Genomic DNA, 18,506 nt, shown 5'->3' on the forward strand with positions numbered 1-18,506 from the left:
CCCCTCTCAGACCGGCAGCTCGCGCGGGCGGCGCGCGCGATACCACCAGGAGACGAGCAGGCGGACGAGGGTGGTGGCGGTCCACATCTGCACCACGGTGCCGATGGCAACCGTGACGGCGAAGCCCTTCACCGGGCCGGAGCCGAAGGCATAGAGGCAGACCATGGCGATCAGGTTCGTCAGGTTGCTATCCATGATGGTGCCGGAAGCCTTGGTGAAGCCCAGTTCCAGCGCCTGGATCGGCGTGCGCCCGGCCTTAGTCTCCTCCCGGATGCGCTCGTTGATCAGGATGTTCGCATCCAGCGCCGTGCCCAGCGTCAGCACGATGCCGGCGATGCCCGGCAGCGTCAGCGTGGCCTGCAACAGGGAGAGCGCCGCCATCATCAGCATGATGTTGACCAGCAGCGCGACGTTGGCGAACCAGCCGAGCAGCCCGTAGGCGAAGCCCATGTAGAGGAAGACGAACAGCGCGCCGGCGAGCAGGGAGATCACGCCCGCCCGGATGGCGTCCGCGCCCAGCTCCGGCCCGACCGTCCGCTCCTCCACCACCGTCAGAGGGGCGGGCAGGGCGCCGGCGCGCAGCAGCACGGCCACGTCGTTCGCGGTGCGGGCATTGAAGCTGCCGCTGATCTGGCCGCTGCCGCCGATGATCGGCTCCCGGATGACCGGCGCGGTGATCACCTTGTCGTCCAGTACGATGGCGAAGGGGCGGCCCACATTCTGGCGCGTCACCTCCGCGAAGCGGCGGGTGCCGACGGAATCGAAGGTGAAGTTCACCACCCACTCCCCGTTGCGGCTGTCCTGGCCCGCACGGGCATCGGAGAGGTTGGCGCCGTCCACCTCCACGCGGCGGCGCACGGCGTAGCGCTCGGGCTGCGTTCCCTGGCGCGTCTCGCCCTGGAGGAACTGCACGCCCGGGGGCGGCGCGCCGGTGCCGTTGGGATTGGCGTTCTCGTCCAGCAGGTGGAAGGTCATGCGGGCGGTGCGGCCCAGCAGGTCCTTGATCCGGTTGGGATCCTCCACTCCGGGGAGCTGGACGAGGATGCGGCTCTGCCCCTGGCGCGCGATCAGCGCCTCGGAGACGCCGGTCTCGTCGATGCGGCGGCGTACGATCTCGATGGACTGCTCCACCGCGCCGCCCGCGCGCGCCACCAGGGCGGCGTCGGACAGGGTGGCGGTCACGGTGCCGTCCGGGGCGGCCGTCACGGCGATGTCGGGTTCGGTCGCGCCGGTGGCGGAGCCGCGGACGGGGATGGGGTTCGCCAGCTCCCGGATTGCGGTGGCGGCCGCCTCGGCCTGGGCCGGATCGCGCACGCGGAAGGAGAGGCGGCGGTTGTTCGGGTCGCCGGCCAGGTTCATGTAGCCGATATTCGCCGTGCGCAGCCGGGTCCGGGCGCCGTCCACCAGGCTCTCCACCCGCTCCCGCACCACCGCGTTCATGTCTACCTCCAGCAGGAGATAGGAGCCGCCGCGCAGGTCGAGCCCGAGGGAGATCTGCCGCGCCGCCCAGGAGGGCAGCGCCGAGCGAGGGACGAGATTCGGGACGCAGAGAAGCAGGCCCAGGGCGATGACGCCCAGGATCGCGGCGACCTTCCACCGCGCGAAATACAGCATGGCCTGTTCGGGCCCCCCGTGACTGCCGTGGTTAACCGGCGATATGGCCTGGAAATAGGGCCGGAAGATGCGGCCCGGCCGCCCCCGATGCAACCCTTGCGAGGTTTTGCTACAGCCCGCCGGGTTTCGAAGGGATTACGGCTCCATGCGTCTTCGGTTGGGCATCCTGGGGGCCGGGCATTTCGGCCGGTTCCACGCGCTGAAGGCCGCGAAGGGCCCCCGGTTCGAGTTCATCGGCCTGCACGACGCCGATCCGGCGCGCGCCGCCCTGGTGGCCGGGGAGGCCGGCTGCCCCGCCCTCTCGGCCGAGGCCGTGATCGCCGCCGCCGACGCCGTGATCGTCGCCGCCCCCACCGCCTTTCACCACGGCCTGGCCCGTGCGGCGCTTTCCGCGGGCAAGCATGTCCTGGTGGAGAAGCCCATCGCCGCCACGCTGGAACAGGCGGACGACCTCGTCTCCCTCGCCCGGGCGAAGGGGGTGGTGCTGCAGGTCGGGCAACTCGAGCGCTTCTCCGGCGGGATGCGGGCCCTGCGGGCCGAGGGCGGGCTGGCCGCCCGCGTGGGCCGCCCCCTCTACATGGAGGCGATCCGCATCGCCCCCTTCCGCCCCCGCAGCCTCGATGTCTCCGTGGTGCTGGACCTGATGATCCACGACCTGGACCTGGCCCTGGCGCTGGCCGGCAGCCCGCTGGTGGGGGTGGACGCGGTGGGCTCCGCCATCGCTTCCCCCACCATCGACATCGCCAATGCCCGGCTGCGCTTCGGCAACGGGGCGGTGGCCACCATCACGGCCAGCCGTGTCTCCCTGCACATGGAGCGCCGCCTGCGCCTGTTCGGCGATGCCGGCTACCTGAACCTGGACCACCTGAAGCGGGAGATGTTCTGGGTGCGCAAGGGCGAGGGGGCCTCGCTGGAGCAGATCCCCGGGCACGGCCTGTCCCAGGCCACCTGGGCGGAGAGCGACAGCCTGGAAGCCGAGCACGCCAGCTTCGCCGCTGCCTGCCTGGATGGCGCCCCGATCGAGGCCGACGGCGCCGCCGGCCGCGCGGCGCTGGACGCGGCCCTGCGGGTGGAAGCGGCGGTGAAGGCCTCGCTGGAGGCGGCCGGGGCAGCCTAGGCCGCCGCCTTCCGCCCGAAGACCCGGGCGCAGAACTCCGGGTAGGTTTCCAGCATCTCCTCGCAGACCGGGCCGCGGAGAAGTGCCAGCTCCTCCGGCGTCGGGTCGGGGGTGGCGGGCACCACCTCCGGCGCGTCGAAGCCGAAGCCCGTCTGCTCCCGGATGCTCTCGGAGCTCTCTCCTGGGTGGACACTCTCCAGCGTGAACCTGGCCCGGTCCGGAGCGAAGAGGAACACGCAGCGCCCCGTCACCAGCGCCTGTGCCGTGCCGCGCCGGAATACCTCCGGCGGAGAGACACCGGGGGCGGAGACGTTGTCCACCTTCTCCACCAGCACGCGCGGGGAGTGCTCTTCTCGGAACAGGATGGTGCGCGGCGTCATCAGGTACATGAAGGCGCTGCCGAAGCTGCCGGGGAAGCGCACCCCCTGGCCGGGCCACTCGCCGGTTCCGATGAGGTTGATGTTCGCCTGGCCATCGATCTGCCCGCCGCCGAGGAAGAACAGGTCGATCCGCCCCTGGCCGGTCAGGTCGAACAGCTCGCGCGACCCCTCCGTGAAGGGGTTGCCGCTGCGCTTGTGGAGCAGGGAGAGCCGCACGGGGTGCCCGGACTTCGCCACCAGCCAGCACGCCGCGGCCGGGATGGGGGAGGCTGCCCCTACCGCGATGTGCCGGACCGGCGGTGCGCTCGGGTCGAGGATGAGGCGGGCGAGGGCGGCCGCCAGCCGCTCCTCCGGCTGAACCTGTGTGTCCGGAGCGCTCATTCCGCGGCCACCCGCGCGGCGCGGCCGAAGACGTGCTCCTCCACCCAGGCCCGGAAGCCCTCCTCCGTCCTCGCGGCGCGGGCGTATCCGGCCACGTAGGCGGCGTCGAACCCGTACTCGTCCAGCAGGGCCACGGGATGGGCCCCGCGCTCCGCCACCGCGAAGGCCTCCACGTAGGTGGCGGAAATGGCACCGGGCGCCAGCCGCTCATCCTCCAGCATGTTGCCGGGCACCACCCGCTCCACCGTCACCAGCAGCTTGCGGGAGGCGTGGGCAAGGGTGGCGCATTCCCGCCGCCGCCCCACCCAGACATTCCCTGCCTCATCCGCCATCACGGCATGAATGGCGGCGACGTCCGGGTGCAGGGCGGGCAGCAGCAGGATGGGGTCCGGGCGGTCGGAGAGCGGGTTCTGCACCACCCGCCAGTCCAGCCGGTGGGCGATGATGTCGCTGCCGATCACGCCCCGCAGCGGCATGAAGGGCACCCCCTTCTCCGCGGCCTGCAGCATCGTGTGGATGGCCGGGCAGGTCGCGTCCCGCACCGTGATCGCGCCGGCCTTCAGGGCAGCTGAGAAGCGCGGCGCGAACCCGGCTTCCCCAAGCGAGACGGCGCTCGTCTGCACCTCCGCCACGCAGCCCGCGCCGATCAGCAGGTCCGTCGCGAAGCCGGAGACGGGCACGCCCAGCAGCCGCAGCCCCTTCGCGCCCCGCCGCACCAGCGCTTTCGCCAGCGCCACGGAGGGCAGGGAATTGTCCGGCGGCAGGGCCAGAAGCGCGCCATCTGGCACGGTGGCGGCCAGGGCCTCCAGGCTCACTTGCGTCATCGCGGTTCCTCCGGGCACGAAGCTAGGACGCACCGGGGGGAAAGGGGAGGGGGATGAGGGCGGCGCGGCGCGTGATCCTACGCGACTGGCAGGAGGAGGACCGGGCGGCCTTCGCCGCGATGAATGCCGACCCGGCCGTGATGCGGCACTTTCCCGCCACCCTGTCCCGCGGGGAATCGGACGCGTTCCTGGACCGGCTGGTCGCCCACAGGGCCGCCCATGGATTCACGTTCTGGGCGGTGGAGGCGGAGGGCGAACTGGCCGGGCTCTGCGGCCTGCTGCGGGTGGGTTTCGATGCGCCTTTCACCCCTGCCGTCGAGATCGGGTGGCGCTTCCGCACCGCCTTCCAGGGACGAGGCATGGCGACCGAGGCCGCCCACCTTGCCCTGTCCCGCGGCTTCGGCCCGCTGGGGCTGGAGCGGATCGTCAGCTTTACGGCGCCTGCCAACGAGCGTTCCTGGCGGTTGATGGAGCGGCTGGGCATGCGCCGGGGCGGCTACTTCGGCCATCCCCGGCTAGCGGCGGGGCACCCGCTCCACCGCCATGTCTGGTACGCGCTGGACCGCCCGGCGGGCTGAGGGCGTTCAGCCCAGCTTCCTGAGGTCCTCGAGCCGGATCGGTCCTTCCGCGCCGGAGAAGGTCAGCGGCGCGTCGCCGCCTCCGTCCTGCGACACCCCGGTGATCCGGCGGTCACCGCTGTCGTAGAGGGTGACCTTCCCGTCCTTCTCCACCGCCACGCGGCGCTTATCCGGGAAGGTGGCGTAGCGCGTCCCGTTTCCGCCGCCGCTGGAGCTGGGCTGGCCGAGGTCGCCGGGCCACCATGGCGCCTCCTCCTTCATCGGCTTCATCGGTTCCATGGGCTTCATGGGTTCCATCGGCTTCATCCCGGGCTCTCCTTGGCGAGTGACCGGTAGGGAACGAGGACGGCCCGCGCCTGGCTTCGCCATGACAGGGAAATGCCGGTCTCGGCCGAACCGATCTCAGCCGAAGGGGCTGGCATCCATCGCGGCCAGTGCCGCCCAGGCATTCGCTGCCAGGTGCCCGCGCGCCGGGTAGAGGAAATCCGCCACCCCTGGCCGCAGCCCCGTTCCGAGCCCCGTGGTCAGCCAGGGCACGCTGGCGGCAGCGATCCAGCCATCCTCCCGGCGGTGGCGCGTGAGGGTGGCGGCGAAGCGCGCCGCATGTTCCTCCCGCCCCATCCGGCGCAGCAGCAGCACGGCCTGGGCCGTGCCCTCCATCCAGATGCCGTCGCGGTCGTCGTTGAAGTCCAGCCCCTCCATCTCGGCGGGCGGCGCCCCGGCGGGCAGGCCGTGCCGCGCCAGCACCCAGTCCAGCGCCGCCGCGAAGCCCGCATCGGGCCAGGCGAGGACGGGCCAGAGATTGGCGTCCAGCGCGCTGCCGCCATTCACCGAGCCATCGGGCGTGAGGCCCATCGCAAAGCGCTCCTGCGCGGGCAGCCACGTGGAGCGCACGAGGCCGGCCGCGTGGGCCGCGGCTTCCGCCCGCCCCAGGCGCCGGAAGGCAACGGCGAGATCCAGGTTCTGCTCCGTGCTCACCCAGGGCAGGGGATCGGGGGTGGGCTCGTGCCCTATGGTGCCGCCGCGATAGCCTGAGGGGGCGCGCAGCCCCTCCAGCCAATCCGCCGCCCGCTCCGCCGCGTGGCGGAAGGGCGGGTCTCCCAGCGCCGTCCAGAGCAGCACCGCGAAGGCCACCGGCCCGGCCGCGCTGCCGGCTTGGTAGCCGTCCTCCAGCCACATTCCGCGCGCGGCGTCCCACCAGCCCGGCGGCCTTGCGCTGCGCGGCGCCTCGGCATGGACCCGCCCGGCGGCGTAGGCGTTGCGCAGGCGCCCGTCCGTCCAGTGCCGGTCCTGCTCCTGGGCCAGGCGCAGCGCCTCGCCGATCCGAAAGGCAAGAGGCCGCTCCCCGCCCGCCAGCAGGGCCAACCCGGCCAGGGCGTTGTCGTAGGTGAAGGCGACCTCCGCGTGGACACGGTCGAAGTCCTCCCGCCCCTCGGTGGTGAAGGATTTCAGCAGCACCGGCCCGTCCGCCGCCGCTACGGCCGCGCGGATGGGCGCCAGGCCATCCCGGCCCAGCGCCGCCCAGGGCGCTTCCGCCGCCCGGGCCGGGGCTGCGAGAAATGGCGTGGCCAGCGCTAGCCGGCGGGGTAGGGCAGGGGGCTTCCGGGCGCCTTCGGGCGTGCTCATCCCGCCCTTCTAGCACCCACCCCCTGGGAAAGCGGCCCGTTCGGGTCGATACCTTCACCTGACGCCGCAGGAGTGAGTCGCCCGATGGAGCCTAGCCGCCAGGAATTCCGCGATGCCATGGCCCGTCTCGGCGCGGCCGTGACCATCGTTACCACCGATGGGAAAGGCGGCCGCGTGGGTATCACTGCCAGCGCCGTGTGCAGCGTGACGGACACCCCGCCCACCCTGCTGGTCTGCATGAACCGCAACAGCAGCCTCAACCCGGTGGTCCAGGCGAACGGCGTGCTCTGCGTCAACGTGCTGCCCGGCGCGGCGCAGGAATTGGCCAACACCTTCGCCGGCTTCACCGGTGCGGATCAGGTGGTGCGCTTCGAGGAGGGGAACTGGACCACCCTCGCCACCGGCGCCCCGATGCTGGAGGAGGCGGTGGCCGCCCTGGACTGCGAGGTGGAGGAGGTTGTGGAGAAGGGCACGCACAGCGTCGTCTTCGCGCGTGTCCTGGCCATCCGCCTGGGGGCGCCCGGGCCGGCGCTGATCTGGTTCTCGCGCAACTATCACCCGGTGGGCATGCCGGAGTAGCGGCCGGGGGAGGGTGAATCCCCCCCGGGCGCAGGGCAGGTTCAGCCGGCGCTGCGGCGCCCGGCGAGGTAGACGAGGTCCCGCGTGCCCGTCCGGGCCCCGATGATCGCCGCGCCCGCCCCGAGGACCAGGGCCGCGAAGACCCAGAAGCCCGCGATGGCGGCCGACTTCGCTGCCGCGTCCGCGGCCTCGCGCGCCTTCTGCTCGGCCTCCTGCGCCACGCGCTGGGCTTCCGCCTCATAGGCCTGGACCCGGTTCGCCGCCTCGGCCTCGGGAATGCCGGCCTCCGCCGCCACGAGCTGGTTCAGCCGGGTCCGGTCGTTGCCGGACAGGCCGCCGCTTGCGAAGCGCTTGCCCAGGAGCTCTCCCATCTCGGCGCCGCGCTGCTCCGTCGTCATGCGGGCAGGATCGCTGGGGCCGGAGAGGGCGACGCGGGCGCGCTCCACGATCTCGTCGGGGTTGGTGTCCGGCGCCGCGGCGCCCGCGGCATGGCCGAGGCCCTGCGCCGCGCCGCCCACGACGTTCGATACGGCCGAGCTGGCCATGTTGACCGCCCCGGAGGCAATGGAGCCGAGGAGGACGGCGGAGACGAGGAAGGCGGTGGCCCAGACCGCCGCGCCGTGCAGCGTGGCATCCGGCGTGTCCGAGGTGCCGGAGAGGCGCGCGGCCGCGTAGCCGCCGAGCGCGAGGCCGAGAAGGTTGGAGACGAGCATCCAGATGCTGCCCGCGATACCGAGCGTGCCGGCGGCGGGGGTGTCGCGCGCGACCGCGTCCACGGTGGTGACGCCAATGGCGAGGCCGAGCACGTTCAGCGACATGCCGACGGCAATGGCGATCAGTGCCCCGGCAATGATGGCGCCCCAGGAGACGCGGTTCCGCAGGACGGGCGCGCCCTCCGGCATGGTGGGGGCGGCGGATGGTGCTTCGTAGGTGCCGGACATGGCGTGTGTTCCTTTTTTGTGGGCCTTGAGGGCCGCAATCCGGGAACGGGATGAAAATCCGGCAAGTTGCCGCGGCGGAGATGAAGGGCGCGCGGCGTGGCCCCGCGGCAACGCCGCCCCTCCAACAACAAGGGACCGGAGGGTCTGGAACGCAGAAGGCCCCGGCGGTTTCCCGCCGGGGCCTTCCCATCGCGTGGCCGGTTCGCGGCCCGCGTCAAACGGTGACCCGTGCGGGTTCAGCCCTGCACGGTGATCCGAGTGGCGGCCACGAGGACCTGGTTAAAGCGATGCGACACCGGATCACCTCCTTTCATGCTGTTGACGTGAACGAAGATGGGACGGTGCGCCGGCCGCTTCAAGACATTTCCGCGTAGGAGCCGTTCTTCCAGACATAGAAGACGAAGTCCGGCACGGTGATGTCGCCCTTCCGATCGAAGCTGATCGGGCCGAGCACCGTCTGCCACGGGCCGGAGGCCTTCATCGCGTCCGCCACCTTGCGCGGATCGACGGTGTTCGCCTTCGCCGCGGCGGCGGCCCAGATCTGGGCCGCGGCGTAGGAGTAGAGCGCGAAGCCCTCCGGATCCACGTTGCGGGCCTTGAAGCGGGCCACCACCTCGGCCGCCTGCGGGCGCTTCCGGGGGTCGGAGGGGAAGGTCATCATGCAGCCCTCGCCGGCCGCGCCGCTGATCTGCCAGAACTCGTTCGTGGTCAGCGCGTCGCCGCCGATCAGGGTGCAGTTCATCCCCTGCTCCTTGGCCTGGCGGATGATCAGCCCGGCCTCGGTGTGGTAGCCGCCAAGGTAGATCACGTCGATGTTCGCGGCTTTCAGGCGGGAGACAACGGCGTTGTAGTCGCGCTCGCCGGGGGTATAGGCGGCGTAGATCGTCTCGGTCAGCCCGGCCGCGTTCATCGTCTTCTTCGTCTCGTCCGCCAGGCCCTTGCCGTAGGCGGAGTTGTCGTGGAGCACGGCGACGCGCTTACCCCTGTAGTTCTCGGCGATGTACTTCCCGGCCACGGCACCCTGCTGGTCGTCGCGCCCGCAGGTGCGGAAGGTGTTCCAGGAACCCTCGTCCGTGTAGCGCGGGTTGGTGGAGGCGGGGCTGATCTGCAGCACGCCCTCCTCCGTATAGACCTTGCTGGCGGGGATGGAGGAGCCGGAGCAGTAATGCCCGACCACCACGCGCACCTGCCGCCCGGCGAGCTGGTTGGCGACGGAGACGGCCTGGCGCGGGTCGCAGGCGTCGTCGCCCGTCTCCATCGCCAGCTGCTGGCCCAGCACGCCGCCGGCGGCGTTCAGGTCCGTCACGGCCTGGGTCACGCCCTCGCGCATCTGGGCGCCGAAGGTGGCGTTGGCGCCCGTCAGCGGGCCGGCCATGGCGATGCGGATGGGCCCGCGGGCCTGGGCCATGGCGCCCCCGGCCGGGAGGACCGCCGGGGCGGCGAGGGTGGCACCCAGGAGGGTGCGGCGCTGGATGGTCATGGGGAAGCCTCCGCTGGACTGTTTGGGGGAGCCTAGGGCGCGCGACCGTTACGCTTCAATGGGTGCCGAGATAGGCGTCCCGCACCTCGGGCCGGGCCAGCAGCGCCGCGCCCGTGTCCCCCATGGTGATGCGCCCGTTCACCAGCACGTAGCCGCGGTGGGCGAGGCGAAGCGCCTGATTGGCGTTCTGCTCCACCAGCAGCACGGTCAGCCCGGTTTCCCGGTTCAGCGTGCGGATGGCCGTGAAGATCTGCCGCACCACCAGCGGCGCCAGGCCGAGGGAGGGCTCGTCCAGCAGCAGCAGCCGGGGCTTCGACATCAGCGCGCGGGCGATGGCGAGCATCTGCTGCTCGCCGCCGGAGAGTGTGCCGCCGCGCTGCGCCTCGCGCTCCTTCAGGCGGGGGAACAGGGTGAAGGCCTGCTCCAGCCCCGGTGCGGGATCCACCCCGAAGGACTGCGCGCCCATCAGCAGGTTCTCCCGCACGCTCATGCGCGGGAAGATCCGGCGGCCCTCCGGGGACTGCGCGATGCCGGCGCGGGCGATCTCGTGCATCGGCATGCCCGTGATGTCGCGCCCCTCGAACACCACGCGGCCGGTGCGGGCGCGCGGGCTGCCGAAGATCGTCATCAGCAGGGTGGACTTGCCGGCGCCGTTCGCGCCGATCAGCGTCACGATCTCGCCGGGGTCGACGTGGACGGAGACGCCCTTCAGCGCCTCCACGGCGCCATAGGCGGTGGTCACGTTCTCCAGACGCAGCATTTGCGTCATGCCGCGCCCTCCGCGGTGGCGGGGGAGGGTTCCTCGTCGTCGTCGCCGGTGCCGAGATAGGCGGCGATCACCGCCTCATCCGAGCGGATCTGGGCTGGCGTGCCGTCGGCGATCTTCTTGCCGTGGTCCAGCACGACGATGTGGTCGGAGATGTTCATCACCACCCCCATGTCGTGCTCGATCAGCAGGATGGAGCAGCCACCATCGCGGATCAGCCGGATCAGCGCCGCTAGCTCTTCGGACTCCCGCGGGTTGAGCCCCGCGGCGGGCTCGTCCAGGCAGAGCAGCACGGGGTCGGTGCACATGGCCCGCGCGATCTCCAGCCGCCGCTGCGCGCCGTAGGGCAGGGCGCCCGCAGGGTCGTCCGCCCGGTCCAGCAGGTCCGTCGCCCCCAGCCAGTGCTTCGCGCGCTCGATCGCCGCCCGTTCCGCCGCGCGGTAGCCGCCCAGGCCAAGGACCGCGCCGATGCCGAAGCCGGTTGCCGCCTGCAGCCGGTTGTGCTGCGCGACCAGCAGGTTCTCCAGCACCGTCATGCCGCCGAAGAGGCGGATGTTCTGGAAGGTGCGGGCCACTCCCGCGCGTGCGATGCGGTGGCCGGGGGTGGCGTGCAGCCCGCGCTCACCCTCCCGCCCGTGCAGGATGATCTCGCCCTCGCTCGGCGTGTAGAAACCGGTGATGAGGTTGAAGACGGTGGTCTTGCCTGCGCCGTTGGGGCCGATCACGGCGGTGATGTCGCCCCGCGCCGCCTCGAAGGAGACGTGGTTCACGGCGGTCAGCCCGCCGAACCGCATCACCAGCTCCCGCACCTGAAGGATCGGCGCGCTCATCCGTGGCCCTCCCCCACGAGGTCACCCGAAATGGCGCGGCGCTTCCCGAGGGCGATGGAGGGCGTGCGGGTGGAAACCAGCCCGCGCGGCCGCCAGACCATGATCGCCACCATCGCCCCGCCGAAGACGAGCATCCGGTACTCTTCCAGGTCGCGGAAGGCCTCGAACCCGCCGATCATCACCAGCGCCGCCAGCGCGACGCCCAACTGGCTGCCGAGGCCGCCGAGCACGACGATGGCGAGGATGATGGCGCTCTCGATGAAGGTGAAGCTCTCTGGGCTGACGAAGGCCTGGCGCGTGGCGAAGAAGGCGCCGGCGAAGCCGCCGAACATGGCGCCGATGGCGAAGGCGGTCAGCTTCGTGTTCGTCACGTTGATGCCCAGCGCTCGGCAGGCGATCTCGTCCTCCCGCAGCGCCTCCCAGGCGCGGCCCAGGGGCTGGCGGCGGAGCCGCAGCGTCACCCAGTTCGTCAGCAGGGCGAGGGCGAGGATCAGGTAGTAGAGGAACACCACCCGGTGGGTGGGGGAGGGTTCCAGCCCGAAGAAGTCGGAGAAGGAGCCGGGCCCGCCGCCCGCGCTGAAGCTCAGCCCGAAGAAGGATGGGCGGGGGATCCCGGAAATTCCGTTCGGCCCGCCCGTGAGCGACACCCAGTTGATCAGCACCACCCGGATGATCTCGCCGAAGGCCAGCGTGACGATCGCCAGGTAGTCGCCCCGCAGCCGCAGCACGGGAAAGCCGAGGAGCACGCCCCAGAAGGCCGCCATGATCCCTGCCAGCGGCAGGCAGATCCAGAAGGAGAGGCCGTAATTGGTGGAGAGCAGCGCGTAGGCATAGGCGCCGACGGCGTAGAAGGCGACGTAGCCCAGGTCGAGCAGCCCGGCGAGCCCGACCACGATGTTCAGCCCCCATCCCAGCATGACATAGGTGAGGACGAGGATGCCGAGGTCCAGCACGTAGCGCGACGTGCCCGGCAGGAAGGGCAGGACGACGGCGAAGCCCAGCAGCAGGGGCGCGACGAAGGTGCCGATGCGGCGCAGCACTTCCGTCCGCCGCGCGGTGGGTGCCGTGCGGGCCGGGCGGTGGTCCTGCCAGAGGTTCAGCAGCAGCCGCCCGGCGAAGACGAGGCCGACAAGGATGGCCACGTCCGCCCAGCGTGTCCGGATGATCAGCCCGCTGCCCGGAGAGACATCCGTTCGCAGCCCGACGAGCGGCACGAAGAGAACCACCGAGACCAGCGCGGCCATGACCGCGTCCCGCAGCGCGTGCGCGATAGGCGGGCGCGGTGCGGCCGGGGCGGGGCCGCGGGGGATGCCGCCCGTCTGGCCCGGCGCGGGCACGCCGTCATCGCTGCGCGCCGCCCCGCCCTCATGCGGGCCGCCGAGGACGGAATCGCTCATACCTTCTCCACCTCCGCCCGGCCGAGCAGCCCGGTGGGCATGAAGATCAGCGTGATGACGAGGATCGCGAAGGTCGCCACATCCTTGTACTGCACGGAGAAGTAGGCGCTCCAGAAGGTCTCGATCAGCCCGATCAGCAGCCCGCCCAGCACCGCCCCGGGCAGGGATCCGATGCCCCCCAGCACCGCGGCGGTGAAGGCTTTTACCCCCGCCAGGAAGCCGATGTAGAAGTCGATCACCCCGTAGCGCAGCAGGTACATGGTGCCCGCGACGGAGGCGAGCGCCGCGCCGATGACGAAGGTGATGCTGATGGTGCGGTCCGTGTCGATCCCGAGCAGCCCCGCCATTTTCCGATCCTGCTCGCAGGCCCGCATGGCGCGGCCGAGCGAGGTTCGCGTCACCAGCCAGGTGAAGATCGCCAACACCAGCAGCGTCACCACGATGATCATGGCCTGCATGGTGGAGATGGACACCGCGAAGCCGTTGCCGTGCCAAAGCTCCACGCTGCCGGTGACGAGGGACTCAATCGGCTTCACCCGCGCCCCCTGCGCCACCTGCACGTAGTTCTGCAGCACGATGGACATGCCGATCGCCGAGATCAGCGGCGCCAGCCGGAAGGAGCCGCGCAGGGGCCGGTAGGCCACCCGCTCCACGGACCAGCCGTACAGCGCGGTGACGGCCATGGAGACCAGCAGCACCAGCAGGATCGCACCTGGCCCCGCCGTCCATCCCCCCATCGCGATCAGCACGAAGGAGATGAGGGAGATGAAGGCGCCCACCATGAAGATGTCGCCATGGGCGAAGTTGATCATCCCGATGATCCCGTAGACCATCGTGTAGCCCACCGCGATCAACCCGTAGATCATGCCCAACGCGACGCCGTTGATCAGCTGCTGCAGGGCATAGGCCAAGCGCGGTCTCCCAAACGTTCGTGGCCGGGGGTGTTCCCCCTGGCCCGCCCTTCGGCGGTGAAGCATCCCTCGTGCCACGCTACGCCGCCGGCCCGCCCCGCGCCAAGGGGGGCGGGCCGGCGGGCCGTTCAGACCTTGATGCGCAGGGCCCAATCCCGCAGCGCCACGATCTGCTGGGCGATGAAGCCGCGGGTCGTCTCGTCCGTCAGCCGGCCCTCGGCATCGATCTTTCCACCGGACTGGTTGATCATCACCTCCGGCTTGTTGATCGGGAAGGCGTTGAGGAAGACGAACATCTTCCGCAGGTCGTACTGCGCGCGGGAGGTGCCGAAGAGGCCGGGGGAGGCGCCAAGGATTGCCACCGGCTTCTCGTTGAAGGGCTGCTCCGGCGGGCGGGAGGCCCAGTCGATCGCGTTCTTCAGCACGCCGGGGATGGAGTAGTTGTACTCCGGCGTTGCGATCATCACCGCGTCCGCTTCCCGCAGCGCCGTCCGGAAGGCCTCCACGGCCGGCGGGTAGCCCTCGCCGGTGCGGACATCGTCGTTGTAGGGAGGGATCTCCCCAAGCCCCTCGAAGATCGTCACCTCCACGCCTTCCGGCGCCAGCTCCTGGGCGGCGCGGAGGGCGGCGGTGTTGTGCGAGCCCTTACGAAGGCTGCCGGAGATGGCGAGGATCTTGAAGCTGGCCATGGTCGGGGGGATTCTCCTGAAGGCGGGCAGGGAGGCATAGGCGCTGGCGAAGGCTGGCGCCACCGCGCGGGGGCTATTCCTCCCAGTCCAGGGCCTCGCCCCGCAGCCAGCCGGCTCCGGCGGCGTAGAGGGCTTGCACCTTCTCCCCCTTCAGCCCGGGCATGTCGGTCTTCACCTCGTAGCCGATCCCGCTCTGCAGGTAGGCGAGGTGCCGGTATCCCTCGGGGAAGCGCCCCAGCAGGTCCGGGTCCAGCTCCAGCCGCTCGGCCGGGTTCACCGGGTCCATCCGGTCCTTCTCGTAGATCGGCTGGCGCAGCACGATCTTCCAACCGTCCTCCCGCTCCTCGATGAAGTCGTAGAAGCGGCCGGTGCAGACCACGTCCACCACTACCCCATGCACGGGCGCGCGCTGGGAAATGGTCATCTTCGTCTGCGCGATGGCACGCCGCCCCACGATGTCCACGGAACAGCCGCCGAGGAAGTGGAGGATGGAGACGCCCTTCGCCCACCCCTCCTGGCTCGCCTTGATGAAGCCCTCCGCCGGGGCCTGGCACCAGGTGGCCATCATCCGCCCCTCCGGCGCCCAGACCGTGCGGAACCGCTCCCAGTCGCCGGCATCGCGCCAGACGGCCCAGTTCTGCACCAGCTCCATCACCTGCAGGCGGCGCAGCAGCGCGTCATCCGGCATCCCATCCCTCCCGATTCATTTCCTCTGCCGCATGGTGCTTGACGGTTGATGCTCCGACCATCCCCAATGACGCCAAAGAGGGCCCGGCACCGAAAGACCGGCCCGGACGAGGAGGTTGTCCATGTCCCATCCGCCAGGGATGGCGCGGCGTCGCGCGCTCGGCCTGCTCGCCACCGCCGCCCTCGCGCCGGCGGCCGCCCAAGCGCAGGGCAGCGCCCGCGCCGCCTGGCCGGACCGCCCCATCCGCTTCATCCAGGGCTTCGGCGCGGGCGGCACCACGGACATCGTGGCCCGGATCATCGCACCGCCGCTCGCCGCCGCTCTCGGCCAGCCTGTGGTGGTGGAGAACCGGCCCGGCGCGGGCGGCACCATGGCCGCGGAAACCCTGGCGCGCGCTCGGGACGGGCACACGCTGATGCTCATCAACAACGGCTACGCCGTCTCCGCCGCCCTCTACCGCCGCCTGCCTTACGACCCTCTGGCGGATGTGGAGCCGGTGGCGATGGTGGCCTCGGTCGGCCTCGTGCTGCTGGCCGGCACGGGGCCGGAGGCGCCGCGCGACATGGCGGAGCTCTCCCGCCGCGCGAAGGCATCCCCGGACGCGCTGCACATTGCCACCGTTGGTGTCGGCAGCACGCAACACTTCGTGGCGGAGGCGATCCAGGCCGCCGCCGACTTCCGTGTGACACACGTGCCCTATCGCGGCACCCCCGCCGCGCTGGTGGCCCTGCGGAACGGGGAGGTGGAACTGGTGGTGGAGCCCGCCTCCTCCGTGCTCGGGCAGATCAAGGGCGGGGAGGCGCGGGCGCTTGCCATCACCTCGCGGGAACGCTCCCCGCTGCTGCCGGAGGTACCCACCGTGGCCGAACTCCTCGGCGCACCCGATTTCGACATCCAGACCTGGTACGCCATCGCCGCCCCCGGCGGCACGCCGCCCGAGGTGGTGACGCGCCTCACCGAGGCGACTCGCGCGGTCCTGGCCGATCCGGCCCTGCGCGCCCGCCTGGGTGAGCTCGGCCTCGCGCCCCGCGCGCCCATGGCGCCGGAGGCGGTGAAGGCCGCCGTGCACGGCGAGATCGGCCGCTGGGGCGAGGTGATCGAGCGCGCGAAGATCGAGCGGCAATAGGCTAGCCGGCCAGCGGCTCCAGCCCTGCCTCCGCCAGGGCCGGCGCCGCTTCCCTGGAGGCCAGGAAGCGGACCAGCCGGCCGGCGGCTTCGGCGCGGTCCGCCGGAAGACCGCTGAACGGCGCGGCGCCGAAGACCGCGACGGTGCCCACCTCGTCCGGCAGGCGCCCGATCACCTCGATCCCCGGCACGGCCAGCAGCTCGCTCACCTGCTGCACGGCCAGCGCGGCCTCCCCGCGCGCAACCGGCTCCGCCGTGAAGCCGGCCTGGATCACCCGTGCCTTCGCGTTTACCGCCTCGGCGACGCTTAGCGTCTCGATCAGCGCCGCGAAGGCAATCCCGCTCGCCCCACTGCGGGAATAGACGAGGGAAGGGGCTTCCAGCAGCGCCGTCCGCAACTCGTTCACTGTCCCGATCGGCGGGTGCGGTGCCCCGGCCCGCACGGCGAGGCCGATATGGGAGCGGACGAGATCCGCCCGGCCGCCCGGGTCCAGCACACCCTGCCTCGCCAGCCCGTCCAGCCCTTCCGCCGTCAGGATGGCGGCATCCGCCCTCTCGCCGTCGCGGATGCGGCCGAGCAGCCCCTGCGTCGGCGCGAAGTCGATCGACACCGCCATTCCCGCCGCCGCCTCGCAGCCCGGCAGCAGCGCCCGCATCGCCCCCGCCACAGCGAGGGTGGAGAGAACCCGCAGGCTCACCCCTCCAGTCCCGAGAGTTCCGCCACGAGAGCGCCGAGGGAGGCCGAATCCATTCCCCCGCGCCCGCTGTTCACAAGCGCCTCCAGCATCTGCGCCACCACGGCCGTGGTGGGCGCGAAAACGCCGTGGTCGCGCATGGCGGAGAGGGAGAGGCGCGTGTCCTTGCGCATCAGCTCCGCCCGGAAGCCCGGCTGGAGCGTGCCCTCGATGATGCGCTTGGCATGGTTCTCCAGCACGAAGGAGCGGGCGGAGCCGCCCATCAGCGCCTGCCGCATCGCCGCCGGGTCCAGCCCAGCCTTGCGCCCGAGCGCCAGCGCCTCGGATACCGCCAGCACGCCCGCCGCGACGAGGAGCTGGTTCGCCGACTTGCAGACCTGCCCGGCGCCCGGCGGGCCGAGATGGGTCAGCGTCTTGCCCACCGCCGCCAGGAAGGGCTGTGCCGCCTCGAAGGCCGCCGCGTCACCGCCGATCATGCAGGTCAGCGTGCCGTCCCGCGCGCCGCCGGGGCCGCCGCTGACGGGGCTGTCCAGCAGGTGGGCGCCGCGCTCCTCCAGCAGCCGCTTCGCGAAGCCCGCAGTGGGGGCTGCCGCGATGGTGCTGAAGTCGATCACCACCGTCCCCGGCGCCACGCCCTCCGCCACGCCGCCGGGGCCGAACAGCACGGCCTCCACGTCCGGCGTGTCCGGCAGGCAGAGCCCGACGCAGGCGGCGCCGCGCGCGGCCTCGGCGGGGCTGGCGGCCCATGCAGCGCCACCCGCCTCCAGCGCCTCCGCCTTGCCGCGGCTGCGGTTGCTGACAGCCAGGTTGAACCCGGCCTTCAGGATATTGGCGGCCATGGAGGCCCCCATGACCCCCAGGCCAATGAAGGCGACGCGCGCGGGGGGCGAGATGGTGTCCAAAGCCTCAGGTCCTCTTGATGGCGGCGCGGATGGAATCGAGCAGCCGGTCCATGGAGAGCTGGAAGTCCGGGCCATTGGCATAGCCGTCGGATTCGCCCACGCGCTCCATGAAGCGCTGCCAAGTCGGGGTCTGCATCCCCTGGCGGAAGCGGTCGTGCAGGTAGGTCACCATTTCGTCCGTCATGCCCGCGGGGCCGACCCAGCCCTTCATGTTGTCGGCCACGATGTCGTAGCCCAGCTCGCGCAGCGTCGGCACGTTCGGATAGGCCTTCGCCCGCGCCTCGGACGCGACGGCCAGCGCCTTCAGCGCGCCGGAGGTCACTTGGTCGCCCAGCTCGTCCGTCGCGTTGATGTTGAGTTGCGTCTGCCCGGCCAGAAGCGCCTGCAGGGCCGGCCCGCCGCCCGTGTAGGGCACGTGCAGGAACTCCACGCCGACCGCGCGCTCCATCAGGATGAAGATGGAGTGCGACAGCGTGCCGATGCCCGCCGACCCATGCGCCACCCCGCCCGGATTGGCCTTCGCCGCGGCCATCGCCGCCGCGAAATCCGGATAGGTCGGCCTCTCGCCGCCCTTGCAGGAGAGGACGTGGCCGTTCCGCGTCAGCCGGATCACGGCGCGGAAGGATTTCTTCGGGTCGTAGGGAACGTCGCGGAAGGCGGGCAGGGAGGTGCTCTCGCTGCCGCCATGCATCACCAGCGTGTGCCCGTCCGGCGCCGCGCGCGCCACGAACTCCGCCGCCAGCGCGCCACCCGCGCCGGGGCGGTTCACCACCACCATCGGCACGGGGATAATGCCGGAGCAGGCCTCGGCGATGGTGCGGGCGATGATGTCGCTGCCCCCACCCGGCGCGTAGCCGACGATGAGCTGGATCGGCCGGTTGGGCTGCCACGGGCCAATCTGCTGCGCGTAGGCCGGGCAGGCGAGCGCCGCGCCCGCCGCCCCGAGAAGTGTACGGCGGTTGATCCGCTCCATCTTGTGCTTC

General features: G+C 71.6%; 20 protein-coding genes. 4 read left to right on the plus strand and 16 right to left on the minus strand.

The genetic code is table 11. The annotated features are described in order from the left end of the window. Nucleotides 1-6: 6 nt before the first annotated feature. Complete coding sequence (gene secD, locus NRP21_RS20075) at nucleotides 7-1,614, minus strand: protein translocase subunit SecD (RefSeq protein WP_257718012.1); 1,608 nt, start codon at nucleotides 1,612-1,614, stop codon at nucleotides 7-9. 145 nt (nucleotides 1,615-1,759) lie between these two features. Between secD and NRP21_RS20080 the strand changes: the two genes are divergently transcribed. Continuing rightward, nucleotides 1,760-2,731 carry a Gfo/Idh/MocA family protein gene (locus NRP21_RS20080; protein ID WP_257718013.1) on the plus strand — a complete coding sequence of 324 codons (972 nt, stop codon included), beginning with the start codon at nucleotides 1,760-1,762 and terminating at the stop codon, nucleotides 2,729-2,731. Here NRP21_RS20080 and NRP21_RS20085 read toward each other — a convergent pair. Beyond that, the gene (locus NRP21_RS20085; protein ID WP_257718014.1) at nucleotides 2,728-3,492 is read right to left on the minus strand and encodes a CoA synthetase; all 765 of its coding nucleotides are present in this window, start codon (nucleotides 3,490-3,492) and stop codon (nucleotides 2,728-2,730) included. The genes NRP21_RS20080 and NRP21_RS20085 overlap by 4 nt on opposite strands. Next, nucleotides 3,489-4,316: a CoA transferase subunit A gene (locus tag NRP21_RS20090; RefSeq protein ID WP_257718015.1), complete on the minus strand. Its 828-nt coding sequence runs from the start codon at nucleotides 4,314-4,316 to the stop codon at nucleotides 3,489-3,491. The genes NRP21_RS20085 and NRP21_RS20090 overlap by 4 nt, the downstream gene beginning before the upstream one ends. A 71-nt stretch (nucleotides 4,317-4,387) precedes the next feature. On the opposite strand from NRP21_RS20090, the gene NRP21_RS20095 reads away from it, so the two are divergent. Continuing rightward, a complete protein-coding gene (locus NRP21_RS20095; protein ID WP_257718016.1) occupies nucleotides 4,388-4,894 on the plus strand; it encodes a GNAT family N-acetyltransferase in 507 nt (168 codons plus the stop codon). Nucleotides 4,895-4,900: 6 nt separating this feature from the next. On the opposite strand, the gene NRP21_RS20100 is transcribed toward NRP21_RS20095, so the two are convergent. Both NRP21_RS20100 and NRP21_RS20105 read right to left on the minus strand, forming a co-directional pair. Beyond that, on the minus strand, nucleotides 4,901-5,200 hold the full coding sequence (locus tag NRP21_RS20100) for a hypothetical protein (protein WP_257718017.1): 300 nt from the start codon (nucleotides 5,198-5,200) through the stop codon (nucleotides 4,901-4,903). Nucleotides 5,201-5,296: 96 nt separating this feature from the next. After that, the gene (locus tag NRP21_RS20105; RefSeq protein ID WP_257718018.1) at nucleotides 5,297-6,520 is read right to left on the minus strand and encodes a hypothetical protein; all 1,224 of its coding nucleotides are present in this window, start codon (nucleotides 6,518-6,520) and stop codon (nucleotides 5,297-5,299) included. Between the two features lie 117 nt (nucleotides 6,521-6,637). Between NRP21_RS20105 and NRP21_RS20110 the strand changes: the two genes are divergently transcribed. After that, nucleotides 6,638-7,099, plus strand: a complete 462-nt coding sequence (locus tag NRP21_RS20110) for a flavin reductase (protein WP_257718019.1) — start codon at nucleotides 6,638-6,640, stop codon at nucleotides 7,097-7,099. 41 nt (nucleotides 7,100-7,140) lie between these two features. Here the strand turns inward: NRP21_RS20110 and NRP21_RS20115 are convergent, their stop codons facing one another. From NRP21_RS20115 to NRP21_RS20150, 8 genes are all read right to left on the minus strand, one after another. Beyond that, nucleotides 7,141-8,040: a hypothetical protein gene (locus tag NRP21_RS20115; RefSeq protein WP_257718020.1), complete on the minus strand. Its 900-nt coding sequence runs from the start codon at nucleotides 8,038-8,040 to the stop codon at nucleotides 7,141-7,143. A gap of 355 nt (nucleotides 8,041-8,395) precedes the next feature. Beyond that, nucleotides 8,396-9,520 (minus strand): branched-chain amino acid ABC transporter substrate-binding protein, encoded by a 1,125-nt coding sequence (locus NRP21_RS20120; RefSeq protein WP_257718021.1) that lies wholly within the window; start codon nucleotides 9,518-9,520, stop codon nucleotides 8,396-8,398. A 55-nt stretch (nucleotides 9,521-9,575) separates the two neighbouring features. Next, nucleotides 9,576-10,289 carry an ABC transporter ATP-binding protein gene (locus NRP21_RS20125; protein ID WP_456300243.1) on the minus strand — a complete coding sequence of 238 codons (714 nt, stop codon included), beginning with the start codon at nucleotides 10,287-10,289 and terminating at the stop codon, nucleotides 9,576-9,578. Further along, nucleotides 10,286-11,116, minus strand: a complete 831-nt coding sequence (locus NRP21_RS20130) for an ABC transporter ATP-binding protein (protein ID WP_257718022.1) — start codon at nucleotides 11,114-11,116, stop codon at nucleotides 10,286-10,288. The genes NRP21_RS20125 and NRP21_RS20130 overlap by 4 nt, the downstream gene beginning before the upstream one ends. Then, on the minus strand, nucleotides 11,113-12,513 hold the full coding sequence (gene livM, locus NRP21_RS20135) for a high-affinity branched-chain amino acid ABC transporter permease LivM (protein ID WP_308219920.1): 1,401 nt from the start codon (nucleotides 12,511-12,513) through the stop codon (nucleotides 11,113-11,115). The genes NRP21_RS20130 and livM overlap by 4 nt, the downstream gene beginning before the upstream one ends. Next, complete coding sequence (locus NRP21_RS20140) at nucleotides 12,510-13,424, minus strand: ABC transporter permease subunit (protein ID WP_257718023.1); 915 nt, start codon at nucleotides 13,422-13,424, stop codon at nucleotides 12,510-12,512. Before NRP21_RS20140 ends, livM begins: the two co-directional genes overlap by 4 nt. 128 nt (nucleotides 13,425-13,552) lie before the next feature. Then, on the minus strand, nucleotides 13,553-14,113 hold the full coding sequence (locus NRP21_RS20145; RefSeq protein ID WP_257718024.1) for an NADPH-dependent FMN reductase: 561 nt from the start codon (nucleotides 14,111-14,113) through the stop codon (nucleotides 13,553-13,555). A gap of 73 nt (nucleotides 14,114-14,186) precedes the next feature. Continuing rightward, complete coding sequence (locus tag NRP21_RS20150) at nucleotides 14,187-14,801, minus strand: nuclear transport factor 2 family protein (protein ID WP_257718025.1); 615 nt, start codon at nucleotides 14,799-14,801, stop codon at nucleotides 14,187-14,189. A 121-nt stretch (nucleotides 14,802-14,922) separates the two neighbouring features. On the opposite strand from NRP21_RS20150, the gene NRP21_RS20155 reads away from it, so the two are divergent. After that, a complete protein-coding gene (locus NRP21_RS20155; protein ID WP_257718026.1) occupies nucleotides 14,923-15,927 on the plus strand; it encodes a Bug family tripartite tricarboxylate transporter substrate binding protein in 1,005 nt (334 codons plus the stop codon). A gap of 1 nt (nucleotide 15,928) precedes the next feature. Here NRP21_RS20155 and NRP21_RS20160 read toward each other — a convergent pair whose 3' ends face one another. Genes NRP21_RS20160 through NRP21_RS20170 form a run of 3 tightly spaced genes read right to left on the minus strand, consistent with a single transcriptional unit; the run spans nucleotide 15,929 to nucleotide 18,496 of the window. Then, nucleotides 15,929-16,624, minus strand: a complete 696-nt coding sequence (locus NRP21_RS20160; protein WP_257718027.1) for a substrate-binding domain-containing protein — start codon at nucleotides 16,622-16,624, stop codon at nucleotides 15,929-15,931. Further along, the gene (locus NRP21_RS20165) at nucleotides 16,621-17,523 is read right to left on the minus strand and encodes an NAD(P)-dependent oxidoreductase (protein WP_257718028.1); all 903 of its coding nucleotides are present in this window, start codon (nucleotides 17,521-17,523) and stop codon (nucleotides 16,621-16,623) included. Before NRP21_RS20165 ends, NRP21_RS20160 begins: the two co-directional genes overlap by 4 nt. Before the next feature lie 4 nt (nucleotides 17,524-17,527). After that, nucleotides 17,528-18,496 carry a Bug family tripartite tricarboxylate transporter substrate binding protein gene (locus tag NRP21_RS20170; protein WP_257718029.1) on the minus strand — a complete coding sequence of 323 codons (969 nt, stop codon included), beginning with the start codon at nucleotides 18,494-18,496 and terminating at the stop codon, nucleotides 17,528-17,530. Between the last annotated feature and the right edge of the window lie 10 nt (nucleotides 18,497-18,506).

Origin of the sequence: Roseomonas populi, assembly GCF_024594815.1 — a bacterium.
Lineage (GTDB): Bacteria > Pseudomonadota > Alphaproteobacteria > Acetobacterales > Acetobacteraceae > Roseomonas > Roseomonas populi.

Bases quoted from the DNA above. Each gene is read 5' to 3' on its own strand.
- secD (WP_257718012.1), bottom strand. From the start codon at position 1,614: ATGCTGTATTTCGCGCGGTGGAAGGTCGCCGCGATCCTGGGCGTCATC.
- NRP21_RS20080 (WP_257718013.1), top strand. From the start codon at position 1,760: ATGCGTCTTCGGTTGGGCATCCTGGGGGCCGGGCATTTCGGCCGGTTC.
- NRP21_RS20085 (WP_257718014.1), bottom strand. From the start codon at position 3,492: ATGAGCGCTCCGGACACACAGGTTCAGCCGGAGGAGCGGCTGGCGGCC.
- NRP21_RS20090 (WP_257718015.1), bottom strand. From the start codon at position 4,316: ATGACGCAAGTGAGCCTGGAGGCCCTGGCCGCCACCGTGCCAGATGGC.
- NRP21_RS20100 (WP_257718017.1), bottom strand. From the start codon at position 5,200: ATGAAGCCGATGGAACCCATGAAGCCCATGGAACCGATGAAGCCGATG.
- NRP21_RS20105 (WP_257718018.1), bottom strand. From the start codon at position 6,520: ATGAGCACGCCCGAAGGCGCCCGGAAGCCCCCTGCCCTACCCCGCCGG.
- NRP21_RS20110 (WP_257718019.1), top strand. From the start codon at position 6,638: ATGGCCCGTCTCGGCGCGGCCGTGACCATCGTTACCACCGATGGGAAA.
- NRP21_RS20115 (WP_257718020.1), bottom strand. From the start codon at position 8,040: ATGTCCGGCACCTACGAAGCACCATCCGCCGCCCCCACCATGCCGGAG.
- NRP21_RS20120 (WP_257718021.1), bottom strand. From the start codon at position 9,520: ATGACCATCCAGCGCCGCACCCTCCTGGGTGCCACCCTCGCCGCCCCG.
- NRP21_RS20125 (WP_456300243.1), bottom strand. From the start codon at position 10,289: ATGACGCAAATGCTGCGTCTGGAGAACGTGACCACCGCCTATGGCGCC.
- NRP21_RS20130 (WP_257718022.1), bottom strand. From the start codon at position 11,116: ATGAGCGCGCCGATCCTTCAGGTGCGGGAGCTGGTGATGCGGTTCGGC.
- livM (WP_308219920.1), bottom strand. From the start codon at position 12,513: ATGAGCGATTCCGTCCTCGGCGGCCCGCATGAGGGCGGGGCGGCGCGC.
- NRP21_RS20145 (WP_257718024.1), bottom strand. From the start codon at position 14,113: ATGGCCAGCTTCAAGATCCTCGCCATCTCCGGCAGCCTTCGTAAGGGC.
- NRP21_RS20150 (WP_257718025.1), bottom strand. From the start codon at position 14,801: ATGCCGGATGACGCGCTGCTGCGCCGCCTGCAGGTGATGGAGCTGGTG.
- NRP21_RS20155 (WP_257718026.1), top strand. From the start codon at position 14,923: ATGTCCCATCCGCCAGGGATGGCGCGGCGTCGCGCGCTCGGCCTGCTC.
- NRP21_RS20170 (WP_257718029.1), bottom strand. From the start codon at position 18,496: ATGGAGCGGATCAACCGCCGTACACTTCTCGGGGCGGCGGGCGCGGCG.